Source organism: Bacillus piscicola (assembly GCF_022458745.1).
GTDB lineage: Bacteria > Bacillota > Bacilli > Bacillales > Marinococcaceae > Alteribacillus_A > Alteribacillus_A piscicola.
In genome coordinates, this window is sequence record NZ_JAJJJF010000001.1 from 283,963 (window position 1) to 298,641 (window position 14,679).

Genomic DNA, 14,679 nt, shown 5'->3' on the forward strand with positions numbered 1-14,679 from the left:
CCTTATTTAAGAATCGTATAAGAAAAGTAAATGACAATCTTCACTCTGTTACAAATCCATAAAGGGAGGGAAAAGAATATGGAAGAGGAAGTGATATTAACAGCTTCACATTGGATCTTCCTAGTAGTTATCCTGTTGATCATCGCATTTATGATCTTTCGAAGAGATGTCGTCATGCCTTCCATTCTAGGGATTTTTGTCATCGGTATGGTATACCGGTCTGGAGATGGAGTGGTTGATACTGTTATTGGTGGCACCCAGGTCGTATTCGGAGCGCTTTTGAATTCGGGTACAGAACTGTTTGACATTATGCTTGTCATCGCGTTAATGGTGGCAATGCTAAAGTCGCTGCAGAGCATGGGAGCGGACGTTCTGATGATTCAGCCCGTGAAAAAACTGATGAGAAACCCGACGATGGCGTTCCTGTTTCTTGGTATTACGATGTATGTAGCGGCTACGTTTTTCTGGCCAACACCATCGGTGGCGCTTGTAGGGACAGTACTTATTCCAATCGCGATGCGGGTCGGTCTTCCGGCGATGGGAGCGGCAGTGGCTGTTAACTTAATGGGCCACGGGATGGCTTTGTCCGGAGACTTGGTCATCCAGGGAGCGACACAGCTAACGTCGTCTGCTTCTGGGATCAGCACGGTTGCGTTACTGCCATTCACCGGTTTATTTTCCGTAACAGTGGGTGCGGTAGCCGTGACGATTGCTTTATATACTATCAAGAGAGACATGAAAAAAGGTGTCCTTACCTCTGAACCGAACGACCCTGTAGACAATCCACAGGCAGAGAAAGAAAAAAATGATGATTCGAACACAAAGGATGAAATAGCTGCCACCGTAGAAGCAAAACCACCGTTTAAAGCAATATTTTTAGCCATTTTAGTACCGGCGACATTGGTAACGATCGTTGTAACGATGATATACCGCTCGATGTCACCTTCTCTTGAGCCGATTCAAGGCGGAGACGCGACAGCTCTTTTAGGAGGAAGTGCCGTTGCCTTACTTCTTATCGCTACGGTGATGGATAAAGGTTCAAAGTCAATTGAAGAAATTGTCAGTCACATTCGGGAAGGTTTCTTCTTTGCTATTAAGATTTTTGCTCCGGTTATTCCGATTGCTGCCTTTTTCTTCTTAGGTAACCCTGAGCATTCTGAAATTGTATTCGGAGAGGGAGCACCTGGCTTTCTGTTTGATCTCGGAGCGGCAGCGGCGCCGTATTTTGAAGGGAATAAAATTTTCTTAACAGTGGGAATTGTGTTAGTGGCTTTGCTTGCAGGAATGGATGGATCTGGTTTTTCTGGTCTTCCGTTAGTAGGATCTTTAGCTGCTTCCTTAGGAGGCAATGCAGGACTCGATGTGGCAGTCTTAGCTTCGCTGGGACAAGTTGCTACGATCTTTGCCGGAGGCGGTACACTCGCGGCATGGGCATTCGGGGTTGCTGCGGATGCAGGTATTGCTGGGGTGAACCCGATCGATCTTGTCCGGCGAAACTTCATACCAGTTATGGCGGGATTGTTTGTAGCTATGTGTATAGCAATCATTATTATGTAAGCGGTTCCGCCTGTTTACCGCTCTTTTTATACAAATAAATAAAACAAATTAAAATTTTCTAATAAAAGGGTTGACTCTTTGAATAATCAAGCCTATAATGAATTTAAACATCTTTGGTATACCAAATACAGTATATCAAATATCAAAGAGTTGACTATTACATTTAATTACTATTGAGGAGGAATTAGAAATGGCAGAACTATTAAATCGGGAAGAATTCAGAAAGCAATTAGAGGAAGCAATTAAAGGTAACCACAGTGAAGCAGCACCATTTACAGTAGCATGGGCAGAAGGAAAGCTCGAAAGAAAGCATTTTGCTAGATGGGCAGAGAATCACTATCATTATGTGGGCCCGTTTGCTGATTACTTAGCAAGCATGTATGCAAATACTCCAGAGCAGTATACAGATGCGAAAGACTTTATTTTGCAGAACATGTATGAAGAGGAAGTTGCAGCAGATCGTCACACTGACTTACTTATCCGTTTTGCAGAGACTTGCGGTACAACTCGTGAAAGAGTAGAAGATCCGAAAAATATGGTTCCAACAACGTTAGGATTGCAAAGCTGGTGTTATTCCGTTGCGATGAGAGAAAACTTTGTCGTAGCAACTGCCGCTTTAGTAGTTGGCCTCGAGTCGCAAGTACCTGCTATTTACCGTAAACAAACACCGATCCTTCGTGAAAAATATGGATTTAATGATGAAGAGATTGAGTTTTTCGACCTTCACATCGTATCAGATGAAATTCACGGCGAACGCGGTTACTCTATTGTTCTTAAATATGCGGACACTCCTGAGTTACAGCAGCGTTGCTTAGAGATCGTTCGGACAGGAGCAGATATGCGCCGGATGTACATGGACGGACTTTACAAAGCTTATTTGCAAGAAGATTTAGAAGAAAAAGCAAGCGTTTAATGGAAGGTATAGACAAAATCGGCAGTTTCCTTTTAGGAAGCTGCCTCATCATTACTAAAAATGTGAGGAAGAGGTGGCACCTTGCTGCAAACAAACGTAAAAGAATATCGCAATTATATTAATAGTGAATGGACAGCCGGCGCAAACAGTGAAACCTTTGAAAGTATTAATCCAGCGGACACGACAGATATCTTAGGAAAATTTCCAGCATCGACTGCTGTCGAAATAGAACAGGCAATTTCTTCAGCGCAAGCGGCGTTTAAGGAATGGGCAGCGACTTCTCCGAGTAAACGGGCTGCTATTTTAAACAAAGCAGCTGACTTGCTTGAAGAGAGAGCGGATGAAATCGGTGAAGAATTAACGAGAGAAGAAGGGAAAATCATTACGGCTGCTAAAGGTGAAGTGAAACGCTCCGCGCAAACGCTTCGTTATTATGCAGTGGAAGGGTTGAGTTTCACAGGGGAAACGTTCCCGAATGATGACCCGAACATGGACGTCTATACGGAAAGAGAACCGCTTGGCGTGGTCTCGGTTATTACACCATGGAACTTCCCGATCTCGATTCCAGCACGAAAGATTGCACCAGCTTTAATGACAGGAAACACGGTTGTATTTAAGCCGTCTTCGGATACGCCGCTTACTGCGTATCGGTTCGTAGAAGCTTTGGATGAAGCGGGCATACCAAAAGGAGTTATCAATTTTGTAACCGGAAAATCATCGCAAGTTGGAGATTCTTTAGTTACCCATCCGGCGATTCGAGCGGTAACGTTTACAGGGTCAACAGGTGCCGGTGAAGATATCCACCGAAAAGCATCATTGACGACTAGAACGCAAATGGAACTTGGCGGCAAGAATCCGCTCATTGTCATGGATGACGCTGACCTTGACCATGCTGCCCAGCTTGCGGTAAACGGTGGCTTTTCCTTAACCGGTCAGGCGTGTACAGGAACGAGCCGGGTGATCGTGATGAAGTCCATGGTGGAGGCTTTCCAAGAGAAACTGATTGAAAAAACAGAGGCCCTTACCATTGCAAATGGCTTAAAGGAAGGCACGAAGATTGGGCCGCTTGCGAACCAAAAACAATTAGACAATGTCTTGAACTATATTAACATCGGAAAAGAAGAAGGAGCCGAACTCGTTTACGGAGGGGAGCGCCTCGCGGGAGCTGACTATGACAACGGCTATTTCGTAGAGCCGGCTATTTTCACGAATGTCACCCCAAACATGAGAATCGCCCAGGAAGAAATATTCGGCCCCGTCATCGCAATCATAGCCGCGGAAGATTACGAGGAAGCCATTCAAATTGCAAACGACGTTGAATACGGTCTGGCCGCTTCCATTGTGACAAATGACATCAAACAAGCGAAGCGTTTCACGAAAGACATCGAAGCCGGCACCGTGAAGGTAAACCGGACAACAACAGGGAATCTCATCAACGCACCATTCGGAGGCCTGAAAAAATCAAGCACCTCCACCTTCCGTGAATCAGGAAGAGTCGGCATGGAATTCTTCACCCAAATCAAAACCGTCTACATCGGTCATTCATAATTAAAAGGAGGGCATTTTGCCGAATGAGACAAGTATTGGAACTATCACTAGAAGAAGCACGATTAATGATTGACGCAGCTATAAAGAAAGCAGACGAGATTAATGTACTAGAGACAATTGCAATAGTAGACAGCGGCGGCTATGTTATTGCGATGGAGCGGATGAACAAATCCCGTGTAACCGGGCCGGAGATTGCGATGGGGAAAGCGTTCACCGCTGCCGGGCATAAACGCTCGACTCATCTCTTTAACAAAGAACCAAACGGACCGGTACTGCCAGGTAACGAAGCATACGGAATTCAGCTGATGTTCCCAGGTAAATTCGCAACATTCGTAGGCGGCTTTCCTGTAGTAGTAGACGGCGAAGTAATTGGAGGAGTCGGCGTCAGCGGCGGCAACGGCGAACAAGACACAGCAGTCGGAACCGCAGCACTAGAAGCACTTGCCGAACACCTAAAAGACGACAACCATGAAGTAATGACCCAAGCAGACATAAAATTATAAAAAATAAAAATGCGAGCAGAGGCAGGCCATTTGTTGGTCGTCCTCTGCTGATTGGTAGACAACGAGAGGTGAGGCAAACCGTGAATACGTATTGGCAGATTACACTTGGATTTGCGAGGTCGGGGGTGCTGGGTTATGGCGGCGGCCCGTCTGTTATCCCCCTTATCGAATATGAAGCAGTAAAAAACTATAACTGGATGACAAGTGAGGAATTCGGTGAAATCTTTGCACTTGCCAACACACTCCCCGGCCCGATCGCCACAAAAATGGCCGCTTACGTTGGTTACAGTGTAAAAGGGGCAGTCGGTGCCTTTCTTGCTATTTTAGCCCACATTTTACCGTCCCTGCTTGCCCTGATCGGGTTATTAAGTTTCTTGTACTCGTTTCGCTCGTCACCAATTATCAGCGGTATGGTACAAGGAGTAACCCCCGTTATTGCAGTGATGCTCGCGGTAATGGCTTATGATTTTCTGAAAAAAGCCTCCAAAGGACTAGGATACAAATGGGCGATAATCATAGCAGCATTTTGTTATTTGTTGATCGAACTCGTTTCGATTCACCCAGGCATCGTCATAGCTGTCTTTTTAATCACCGCTTTTATTTTTGCTACTTATAAAATAAGGAAGTTAAATGAAAACAAAACAGACACAGAACAAATAAAGGAAGTTAAATAATGATGGAATATGTAGAGCTTTTTTGGGCGTTTTTTATTGCAAATTTACTCGGGTATGGAGGCGGGCCTGCAACGATTCCGCTGATCCAAAATGAAGTGGTTGATCAGTACGGGTGGATGAATTTAAATGAATTCAGCGAACTACTCGCCATTGCAAACGCGCTTCCAGGTCCGATTGCTACGAAGCTGGGTGGTTTTATCGGGTATGAAGTCGGTGGTGTGCTTGGAGTTGTTGTAGCCCTTGTCGCAACCATAGCACCTTCCGCGATAGCTGTTATTATTCTCTTAAAGTTCGCCTCCATGTTTAAAGGCTCTTTGCAAATTAAGTTTATGACCCGATCTGTTCAGCCTGTCATCGCGATTCTTCTAGGCGTGTTGGCTATCCAGTTTTTTTATACTTCTTTTGCCGACAGCGGACTGTTACATGTAATCGTTTTGGCCGTTCTTAGTTTTCTTTGTTTAGAGAGGTTTAAAGTACACCCGGCTCTCGTGATTTTAGGGGCGTTATGTTACGGGAGTGTTTTCTTATCTGGCTTGATCATTTAATCTAAACGGAGGTGACATCACGAGATGGAGGAGAACAAGGTGTATGATATTACGATTATTGGCGGCGGTCCAGCCGGTCTCTTCGCTGCATTTTATGCGGGAATGCGCCAGGCTTCTGTAAAAATCATTGAGAGCCTGCCGCAACTCGGGGGCCAGCTGGCAGCGCTTTATCCAGAAAAATATATTTACGACGTTGCTGGATTTCCAAAAGTTCGAGCGAAAGATTTAATTGCTTCTCTGGAAGAACAAATGAGACAGTTCGACCCGACGATCTGCACGGGCCAATCAGTGAAAGGGCTGGAAGTGTTGTCGGATGGTCTTATCGAACTGACAACCGACAACGAAATCCACCGTTCAAGGACTGTTATCATTACAGCCGGTGTGGGAGCTTTTCAGCCGCGCAAGCTGTCGCTCGAAGACACGGAACGCTATGAAAGGAAAAATCTCCATTATTTCATTGATGATATGGAACAGTTTCGTGACAAGCGTGTGATGGTATGTGGCGGTGGCGATTCTGCTGTAGACTGGGCCCTAATGTTAGAAGATGTTGCAAGTGCAGTAACCATTGTACATCGGCGCGATAAATTCCGAGCTCATGAATCTAGTGTAGAGCAACTGCTTTCTTCATCTGTCGCCGTGAAAACACCGTACCAGCCAGTCCAATTTATCGACGAGGAAGAGAGAATTGCTTCGGTTGTTATCGAAAAGGGAAAAAGCGAAGAAAATGAGTGCATTGAGGTAGACGATGTCGTGGTAAACTACGGTTTTATTTCATCACTCGGTCCACTCAAAGATATCGGCCTTGAAATTGAAAAGAACTCCATTGTAGTGAATTCAAAAATGGAAACGAATATCCCAGGCGTTTATGCAGCAGGTGATGTCACCACTTTCGATGGAAAAGTAAAATTAATTGCGACAGGCTTTGGAGAAGCTCCTACGGCTGTCAATAATGCGAAGGCATATATGGATCCGACTGCAAAAGTGCAGCCCCTTCATAGTACATCAGTAATGGCTTAATACAAGAAAGGCGGGTTTGATTTGGCAAAATTCACATGGGTTGATAAAGAAACATGTATATCATGCGGTTCTTGTGAGGAAATCGCACCTGATATTTTTGAGTACGACGACGAGGGACTTTCCCAAGTAACATTAGACGACAATACAGGAACGAAAGAAGTTCCAGAAACATTCGTTGAGGATCTCATCGAGGCAGAAGAATGCTGCCCATCTGAATCGATTAAAGTGCAAGACGTTCCTTTTAAGAACAAGGTGAGTGTTGAATAGGAAAAAAATTAGGCCTTTTCTTTTAAGTTATTTTGGTATACAATATACAATACAAAGATATAAAGGGTGGAGAGAAAGATGTTGATACCAAAACAATTAAATTGGAACAACCATATGTTTAAGCTGAGAGAAGAATACGTGACAACGGAGAACAATGTCCACTGCCCACTTTATAAATCTGTCTGCATGGAAGATTGTCAAAACTGCGTATGGCTGCATGCGGTTACCGAAGAAAACGGCCACACCAAAGTAACCTGCCGGCCACCAGTTATTTGGGAAGAAACAAACTAAACCCAACCAAAAGAGCACCGTGCAAATCATCTTTTCATAACCATAGAAGGATGCAGCAACCAAGCACGGTGCTCTTCTTTTTTTACCTTCACTAGTTACAACGCAGTTGACGTACACTTCATTTCAAGACTTCGCTAATATACACTTCTGTAGTGTCATTCGAATTGAGTGTGAATACCTATTGATTGTAACGGAAGGCGGCGACTCCAGCGGGAAAAGCAACAGCTGAAGATCCCGCAGTGAGCGTTCTTTGCTCACGAGGAAGCTGAAGCGTTGCCCGCGGAAAGCGTCCGCCTGCAGTGGAAATCAATGCTAATGAATCTACATAAAAGATAAAGGTAAGGGAGCGGTATTATGATAAGGTATCTATTTTTATCGGCTATTTTTTTATACATTTTGTCCAATTTCGTGTCATCCCCGTTTATAGGTACTTTATTATCAATCGCTTCCTTATTAGCTGTTGTTTCAAGCATTGTATTTGTGAAGCGAATTGTTTTAGCGTTCGGGGTTGTATTCCTAGGTATTGGCAGTGTGATGTTAATCGGGAGCGGGGCGGGGGCTGCTGATTTTCTCTATTCATTTGGTCCGATGTTGAACTTGCTCACTCTATTTGCATTAATCCCGATTTTATCGCTTCCTATTAAACTTGGAAACTACGCGAAAGACGTCACAGCGGTTATTCATAAAAAAATCCATAACTCCGGCCAGCTATATATGGTCTCCTCGGGTATTTCTTACTTTCTTAGCTCATTTATGAATCTGGCAGCTCTCCCGATGACGTATTATTCGATTCGTCCCTCGGCCGACAGCTTTGAGATTAAGAATAAAGAGCGCTTTATGTCTCGGTCTATTACCCACGGCTTTGCGATGCCGACATTATGGACGCCCGTTACTCCGATCGTGGGCGTCGTGATCGAAATGACCGGTGTGAATTACAGCAGTATGCTGCCGATTTTAGTGCCGTTTAGTATTTTAGGGCTGCTGCTTGACTGGTCCATGGCACATCTTGTCTCTCGTCGCTCTGAACAAATGCCTAAAGGAAAGAAGAAACAACAAGAAACAGGAATGAAAAAGAAGACAGCAGAGGAAATCTCTGCTGCCGAGGAACAACCGGAACGATCGCCTTTCAGACGGCTATTCCATATATTAGCGGCTATTATTATTCTGAATATTGTCATTCTGATCATTGAACAGTTTTTTGATCTTAGTTTTATCTTTTTAATTAGTCTGTTAGTTATCCCTTTTTCTTTCACATGGACGTTGTTGTTGGGAAAAGGGGTCGACTATGTTTCAGGTTTGAAAAATCACTTTCAAACACATGTCCTCAAAATGAAAGATCAGTTTTTTCTCTTTTTGTCGGCAGGATTCTTTATTTCAGCTATCAATGTATCGGGAGCTGATCAAACCATTAATCATTGGATCAGCGCACTTATTGATGTGACAGGCGTGCAGGTATTTTTAGTAATATTGCCAATGGTCCCGGTAGCACTTGCTTTTATCGGTCTTCATCCGGCCGTCGCTTTCGTTTTGATCGTAGAAGCGCTGAACCCGGAGGTACTGGGAATATCTCCGCTTGTCATGACGATCGCGATGCTCGGAAGTGCTGTACCCTCCTTCTTAATGGGGCCTTACAATGCAACGATTGGAGTAATGTCGAACATCATTGACAAAAATCCTTTTAAAATATCCAACTGGAACTTTACATTTTGTTCCATGTACATGGTCTTACTCATCCTCTTTCTACAAGCCGCTCAATTCACTTTTTAAAACCATCCGGCTGCACGCAAAGGACCCTTTTCCGAGAGGGTCTTTTTTTACTTTTGAAAATAGAAAGAATTTATTGACTTATTAACGATTCCTTTCTATAATCAAATTAAATCCACATAAATTCAATAACATTCAACATGAGTATTCCTAACAGCTGTGAAGTTGTGTTGTTTTTTTAAGCATAAGCAACTAAATAAGGAAAGGGAGATGTTGGAATGTTTGGTTCGTTCGAAGGGAAGACGGTTATTGTCACTGGCGGGAGTAAGGGGATTGGAAAAGGGATTGCGAAGGTATTTGCGAAACACGGTGCGAATGTAGCGGTTGTTGCCAGACATTTAGATGCTGCCGAAGAGTGTGCAAAGGAGCTGATGGAAGACGGCTCGGTGGTACATGCATGCCGCGGTGACGTCACTGATCTTGAATCGATGAAAGCGATTGCAAAAGAAGTTTATGAAAAGTTCGGCAGCATTGATGTTGTGTGTGCGAATGCTGGTATTTTCCCTTCGAAATCGCTTGAAGATATGGAGAGTAATGACTGGGACCATGTGATGGATACAAACACGAAAGGGACTTTCTATACCGTACAGGCAATGCTTCCTTATTTGAAAAAAGCAGAGTACGGGAGAATTATTTTAACCTCTTCCATAACCGGAACGATAACAGGATACGCAGGGTGGTCTCATTATGCAGCCAGTAAAGCGGCTCAGTTAGGCTTTATGCGTACGGCAGCTTTGGAATGTGCGGACCACAACATTACGGTAAATGCCGTTTCACCAGGCAACGTGATGACAGAAGGTTTAGCAGGAATGGGAGAGGACTACTTAAAAGAGATGGCGGAGGCAATACCGCTTAAAAAGCTTGGCAAAGTAGAAGATATTGGCTATGCCGCTCTTTTCTTAGCCTCTAAAGAAGCAGGCTTTATTACCGGCCAGGCGATCGTAGTGGACGGGGGGCAAACACTCCCTGAAGAATAAAGACAGCGGGTGAAACAGCATGTCCATCTCATTTGTCGAACGAAAAAAGACAATCATGGAACTTTTAGACCGAGAAGAAAAGGTCAAGGTGCCTGAACTGGCTGAACTGCTGCATGTCTCCGGAGAAACGATTCGGCGCGACCTCGACCGTCTTGAAAAAGAGGGGATGCTCCGAAAAGTATACGGAGGGGCAGTAAAAGAAAAGTTCCATTCAACAGAACTGCCTTTTGAACAAAAAACAACGATTAATGAACGAGAGAAACGTGCTATATGCCAAACTGCCGCTGAACTTGTGGAAGACGGTGACATCATTATGATTGGCCATGGGACGACTACCATGGAAATGGTTTATTTTCTTGCCGACAAACAGGATGTTACCTTAATCACTCCGTCAATCCCAATCTTAACCACAGCGATGGACGTGTTTCCGGGAAGGGTTATCTTTATCGGCGGGGAGATGGAGAAAGCGCAAAAATTAACAGTTGGTCCGCTGGCAGAAAGAACGTTGGAACAATTAAAGGCAAATAAAGCATTTATTGCGGCGGGCGGTTTGTCAAAAGCGAGCGGGATCACCGATTACGATTTAAACGGTGCCAGCATTTCCCGAAAAATGATGGAGCGGAGCGATGAAGTCATTTTACTTGCCGACCATACGAAGTTCGGGAAGTCGACGTTTGCTTATATTAATCCTTTAACGGAAGCAGCTATGATTGTTACGAATCAGCCATGTTCTGAAACATGGGAGAAACTATTAACAGAGCATGAAGTAGGACTAGTAATCGCAGAACACGCGAAGAAAGAATTTTTCGCGAAGAGTGAGCTTATGGAGAAGTGAGGGATACAGCCATATGTTAAATCATAACAGTAAAGAAAAAGTCATCGAACAATCCATTGAGTGGTGGAACCCGGGCAAAACAAAGCAATGGCAAAAGGACGAAATCGATTTTGTGATGGGGAAGCGCGAAGGCTATTACGTGTATGATATGCACGGGAAAAAACTAATGAATTTGCATTTGAACGGGGGCACATACAATCTAGGACACCGCAACCCTGAAATTATTGAAACATTGAAAGAAGCATTAGAGGAGTTCGATATCGGCAATCATCACTTCCCGTCGATTGCAAGAGCACAGTTGGCAGAGGACCTAAACAAGTGTACACCGAACAGTGTCCGGTATTCGATCTTTTCAAGCGGCGGCAGTGAAGCAGTGGATGTGGCGATGAAATCCGCCCGTTACGCGACAAAGCGGCGAAAGATCATTTCCATTCAAAACGGCTATCACGGTCATACCGGATTGGCGGTATCAATCGGAAATGAACGGTATTCACGTCCCTTTTTAAGTGAAGGCGATCCAGACGAATTTGTACAAGTGCCATTCAATGATATCGAGGCAATGCGCCGAGCACTTGCGAACGAAGATGCTGCCTGTGTGGTGATCGAGACGATTCCGGCGACGTACGGGTTTCCATTGCCTGAACCCGGTTATTTGGAGGCGGTGAAGGAGCTATGTGAGCAGTACGGCACGATGTATATCGCAGACGAAGTACAAACGGGTTTAATGCGGACCGGGAAGCTATGGGGTATTGAGCATTATAACATCGAGCCGGATATTTTAGTTACGGCCAAAGGATTGAGCGGCGGGATCTATCCGATCGGCGCGACCGTTGTCAGTGAGAAAGCAGGCGGCTGGATGGAAGAAGACGGTTTTGCACATATTTCGACGTTCGGCGGCTCTGAGCTGGGCTGTGTCGTCGCAATGAAAGTGCTTGAAATGTCACAGCGCCCTAACGTAGTGAAAAATGTGGAGTATGTGTCACGCTATTTACGATCCGGGCTTGAAACGATTAAACAAAAGTATCCCGACTTTTTCATTGGTATTCGCCAGTTAGGGGTTGTGATGGGTCTTGAGTTTAATCATCCGGAAGGTGCCAAATATGTCATGCGTTCTCTTTATAAAAATGGTGTGTGGGCAATCTACTCGATGCTGGATACAAAAGTCGTTCAATTTAAACCAGGCTTGCTTCTTGATAAAGCATACTGTGACGACTTGTTGACCAGGTGTGAGGACAGTATTAAAGAAGCAGCTCAAGCCGTTAAACAAACTCTTTAATTAGAAAGGAGTTCATAAAAGTGAGTCAATCAAGTGCGGAGCTTTGGAAAGAGTCAGTGAAAAAATTTGATGACATTGCAAAACGGGCTATTCATTTATTTCCTAATAGCCAGGATCTCGATGTTAACCTGCTGGACTACTCGGAGAATGCGACATACCTCGTGAAAAATCGAAAAAGCGGCGAGAAAAATATTTTACGGGTATGCCGCCCCGATTACCACAAAAAGACACAAATTGAGAGTGAACTTGCTTGGCTGCGGGCGGTGGATGAACAGTCATCTATTGAGGTGTCTGTACCGGTACAAGGGAAAAACGGGGAGTTCGTTCAACAGATAAAGCTAGAGAATGATCCGCGTGACTACTACTGCACGATGTTTACTTTCTTAGAGGGAACAGCGCCTGACGAAGAGAAAGAGGAGGAGTTGGTTCAGCAGTTTGAAAAACTGGGAGAAGTAACGGCCCATCTACACAATCATAGTCAGAACTGGCCCGACACCTCCGCACTTGACCGCGAACCATGGAACTATGAAACCATTCTCGGTGATGAGCCGAAATGGGCACGTTGGCAGGACGGAGTTGCGATCACCCCGGAAAGACAGAAGCTCTTTCAACGGGTGTCCGACACCATCAAACGCCGCTTAGAGAAATTTGGAAAAGGACCGGAGCGATACGGCCTCATCCATGCAGACCTGCGGCTTGCGAATCTGCTCGTAGAAGGAGAAAATATCAAAGTTATTGACTTTGATGACTGCGGATTTGGCTGGTTTTTATTCGATCTGGGAGCAGCACTCAGTTTTATCGAGCACAAGCCATACGTTCCTGACTTGGTGGAAGCCTGGGTCAAAGGATACCGTAAAGTGCGCCCGTTATCACAAGAAGAGGAAGAAGAAATCCCAACTTTTATTATGCTGCGCAGGCTGATGCTTATCTCTTGGATAGGAAGCCGCGATAACGAGACGGCAGAAGAAATGGGTGCCGAGTATACCGAAGCAACAGACCAGTTAGCTAAAGACTATTTAGAAAAATTCGAATAACAAATGAAGTGACAACGCTCTCACGGATAAAAGTTCTTCATCATGATTCTACATCTCATAAAACGAATAAGAGGTGAGTAGATGGAAGATACGAAAAACCTGGAGCTGAAAAGAACGTTAACTCCCCTTCATTTGTGGGTGATAGGGGTCGGAATAGTTATCTCCGGCAACTACTTTGGCTGGAGCTTCGGCCTCATGGAATCTGGTTATGTTGGGATGTTGATTGCTGTTGGATTTATGGCTGTTATGTATGCGTGCATGTGTCTTGGGATATCCGAGTTGTCGACCGCCCTTCCTCATGCGGGGGGACCTTATTCGTTTGCAAGAAGAGCGATGGGCCCGTTTGTAGGATTCTTGACTGGGATTGGAGTTGCGTTGGAATACTTTATTGCCGCGCCGGTTGTAGCTATTGGGATTGGCGGCTATATTAACTTCTTGTTTCCGACGATCAGCCCGGTTATTGCGGCTGCAGTAATGTATGTATTTTTTATGGTCGTTCACATCCTCGGTATAAAAGAATATGCCCGTCTCGAAACAGTGCTCGTTTTTGTTGCATTGGCACTTTTAGTACTCATGTATTTTGTAGGCCTTCCGCAGATCAACGTCGAGAATTTATTTGGTTCCGGAGGAGAAGCCCTAATACCAGGTGGTCTTCAAGGAGTTTGGGCGGCACTCCCGTATGCGATGTGGTTGTTTTTAGCGATTGAGATGCTGCCGATGTTATCCGAGGAAACGCGCGATCCAAAAAAAGATATGCCAAAAGGGATTTTGTCGGGTATTCTTACTTTAATTATTTTGTCGGTGCTCACCACGACAACTGCAATTGGCTTAGGCGGCATTGAGCTGTTAAGTACCTCAGAAGATCCTTTGCCGCTCGCGGTAGGAGCGACTTTCGGCAACACGTATTGGCTTGCGCAAATTCTAGCTTCTATCGGGTTGGTAGGATTAATTGCGAGTTTTTCAGGAGTGATGTTAGCATATTCCCGGCAGGTTTTCGCATTATCACGAGCTGGATATCTACCGGAATTTTTGTCGAAGTTGCATAAAAAGCGAAGAACCCCTTACATGGCGGTGATCCTTCCGGGTATAATTGGCTTAGTGTTAGTCGTGCTGTTCAATCCAGATGACTTAATTTTAATCGCGACGTTTGGGGCGCTCGTCTCGTACATTTCGATGAATCTATCGGTTTTAATACTTCGTAAAAAGGAACCGAACCTGGAACGTCCTTACAGAACACCATTTTACCCAGTAGTGCCAATTGTTTCCTTGGTGTTAGCTGTGATTGCGATTTTTGCTAGTTTTTTTGCAAACTTAACCTTTTTCTTTGTCAGTATCGTTACTTTTGCAGTGGCTATTGTTTATTATTTTGTATGGGCACGCCACAACATTAACGCAGATGCACCGGAGGAACAATTTAGTCAGCTGGATACAGGGAGCCACAGCACGACTGAGAATACAGAATCACGATAAAGGCGGCA

Annotated in this window: 15 protein-coding genes; all 15 read left to right on the forward strand. The window is 44.7% G+C overall.

All coding sequences use genetic code 11. The annotated features are described in order from the left end of the window. Window positions 1-78 precede the first annotated feature (78 nt). The 15 genes from LOR49_RS01320 (at window position 79) to eat (ending at window position 14,671) form a co-directional block, all read left to right on the forward strand. Entirely contained in the window at window positions 79-1,557 is a 1,479-nt protein-coding gene (locus LOR49_RS01320) for a transporter permease (RefSeq protein ID WP_240374249.1), read from the forward strand. Window positions 1,558-1,747: 190 nt separating this feature from the next. Then, entirely contained in the window at window positions 1,748-2,470 is a 723-nt protein-coding gene (locus tag LOR49_RS01325) for an iron-containing redox enzyme family protein (RefSeq protein WP_240374250.1), read from the forward strand. Window positions 2,471-2,551: 81 nt separating this feature from the next. Then, window positions 2,552-4,018, forward strand: a complete 1,467-nt coding sequence (locus LOR49_RS01330; RefSeq protein WP_240374254.1) for an aldehyde dehydrogenase family protein — start codon at window positions 2,552-2,554, stop codon at window positions 4,016-4,018. A gap of 23 nt (window positions 4,019-4,041) precedes the next feature. Then, window positions 4,042-4,521, forward strand: coding sequence for a GlcG/HbpS family heme-binding protein (locus tag LOR49_RS01335; RefSeq protein ID WP_240374256.1), 480 nt, complete (start codon window positions 4,042-4,044; stop codon window positions 4,519-4,521). Between the two features lie 80 nt (window positions 4,522-4,601). After that, window positions 4,602-5,195, forward strand: coding sequence for a chromate transporter (locus tag LOR49_RS01340; protein WP_240374258.1), 594 nt, complete (start codon window positions 4,602-4,604; stop codon window positions 5,193-5,195). A gap of 2 nt (window positions 5,196-5,197) precedes the next feature. Continuing rightward, on the forward strand, window positions 5,198-5,740 hold the full coding sequence (locus tag LOR49_RS01345) for a chromate transporter (protein ID WP_240374953.1): 543 nt from the start codon (window positions 5,198-5,200) through the stop codon (window positions 5,738-5,740). Between the two features lie 24 nt (window positions 5,741-5,764). Then, window positions 5,765-6,757, forward strand: coding sequence for an NAD(P)/FAD-dependent oxidoreductase (locus LOR49_RS01350; RefSeq protein ID WP_240374260.1), 993 nt, complete (start codon window positions 5,765-5,767; stop codon window positions 6,755-6,757). Between the two features lie 21 nt (window positions 6,758-6,778). After that, window positions 6,779-7,024, forward strand: a complete 246-nt coding sequence (locus LOR49_RS01355; RefSeq protein ID WP_240374261.1) for a ferredoxin — start codon at window positions 6,779-6,781, stop codon at window positions 7,022-7,024. Window positions 7,025-7,102: 78 nt separating this feature from the next. Beyond that, entirely contained in the window at window positions 7,103-7,315 is a 213-nt protein-coding gene (locus tag LOR49_RS01360; RefSeq protein ID WP_240374262.1) for a hypothetical protein, read from the forward strand. A gap of 354 nt (window positions 7,316-7,669) precedes the next feature. Further along, complete coding sequence (locus tag LOR49_RS01365; RefSeq protein WP_240374264.1) at window positions 7,670-9,082, forward strand: hypothetical protein; 1,413 nt, start codon at window positions 7,670-7,672, stop codon at window positions 9,080-9,082. Window positions 9,083-9,297: 215 nt separating this feature from the next. Then, complete coding sequence (gene fabG, locus LOR49_RS01370; RefSeq protein WP_240374265.1) at window positions 9,298-10,056, forward strand: 3-oxoacyl-ACP reductase FabG; 759 nt, start codon at window positions 9,298-9,300, stop codon at window positions 10,054-10,056. A 19-nt stretch (window positions 10,057-10,075) separates the two neighbouring features. Beyond that, window positions 10,076-10,891: a DeoR/GlpR family DNA-binding transcription regulator gene (locus LOR49_RS01375; RefSeq protein WP_240374267.1), complete on the forward strand. Its 816-nt coding sequence runs from the start codon at window positions 10,076-10,078 to the stop codon at window positions 10,889-10,891. Window positions 10,892-10,904: 13 nt separating this feature from the next. Beyond that, entirely contained in the window at window positions 10,905-12,167 is a 1,263-nt protein-coding gene (locus tag LOR49_RS01380) for a class-III pyridoxal-phosphate-dependent aminotransferase (protein ID WP_240374269.1), read from the forward strand. Window positions 12,168-12,187: 20 nt separating this feature from the next. Continuing rightward, window positions 12,188-13,201 carry a phosphotransferase enzyme family protein gene (locus LOR49_RS01385; protein WP_240374270.1) on the forward strand — a complete coding sequence of 338 codons (1,014 nt, stop codon included), beginning with the start codon at window positions 12,188-12,190 and terminating at the stop codon, window positions 13,199-13,201. Between the two features lie 81 nt (window positions 13,202-13,282). Further along, window positions 13,283-14,671 carry an ethanolamine permease gene (gene eat, locus LOR49_RS01390; protein WP_240374273.1) on the forward strand — a complete coding sequence of 463 codons (1,389 nt, stop codon included), beginning with the start codon at window positions 13,283-13,285 and terminating at the stop codon, window positions 14,669-14,671. Window positions 14,672-14,679 lie beyond the last annotated feature (8 nt).

What these genes read in the sequence shown, in the direction of transcription:
- LOR49_RS01335 (WP_240374256.1), top strand. Translation starts at nt 4,042, where the DNA reads ATGAGACAAGTATTGGAACTATCACTAGAAGAAGCACGATTAATGATT.
- LOR49_RS01320 (WP_240374249.1), top strand. Translation starts at nt 79, where the DNA reads ATGGAAGAGGAAGTGATATTAACAGCTTCACATTGGATCTTCCTAGTA.
- eat (WP_240374273.1), top strand. Translation starts at nt 13,283, where the DNA reads ATGGAAGATACGAAAAACCTGGAGCTGAAAAGAACGTTAACTCCCCTT.
- LOR49_RS01365 (WP_240374264.1), top strand. Translation starts at nt 7,670, where the DNA reads ATGATAAGGTATCTATTTTTATCGGCTATTTTTTTATACATTTTGTCC.
- LOR49_RS01375 (WP_240374267.1), top strand. Translation starts at nt 10,076, where the DNA reads ATGTCCATCTCATTTGTCGAACGAAAAAAGACAATCATGGAACTTTTA.
- LOR49_RS01360 (WP_240374262.1), top strand. Translation starts at nt 7,103, where the DNA reads ATGTTGATACCAAAACAATTAAATTGGAACAACCATATGTTTAAGCTG.
- LOR49_RS01380 (WP_240374269.1), top strand. Translation starts at nt 10,905, where the DNA reads ATGTTAAATCATAACAGTAAAGAAAAAGTCATCGAACAATCCATTGAG.
- fabG (WP_240374265.1), top strand. Translation starts at nt 9,298, where the DNA reads ATGTTTGGTTCGTTCGAAGGGAAGACGGTTATTGTCACTGGCGGGAGT.
- LOR49_RS01350 (WP_240374260.1), top strand. Translation starts at nt 5,765, where the DNA reads ATGGAGGAGAACAAGGTGTATGATATTACGATTATTGGCGGCGGTCCA.
- LOR49_RS01345 (WP_240374953.1), top strand. Translation starts at nt 5,198, where the DNA reads ATGGAATATGTAGAGCTTTTTTGGGCGTTTTTTATTGCAAATTTACTC.
- LOR49_RS01325 (WP_240374250.1), top strand. Translation starts at nt 1,748, where the DNA reads ATGGCAGAACTATTAAATCGGGAAGAATTCAGAAAGCAATTAGAGGAA.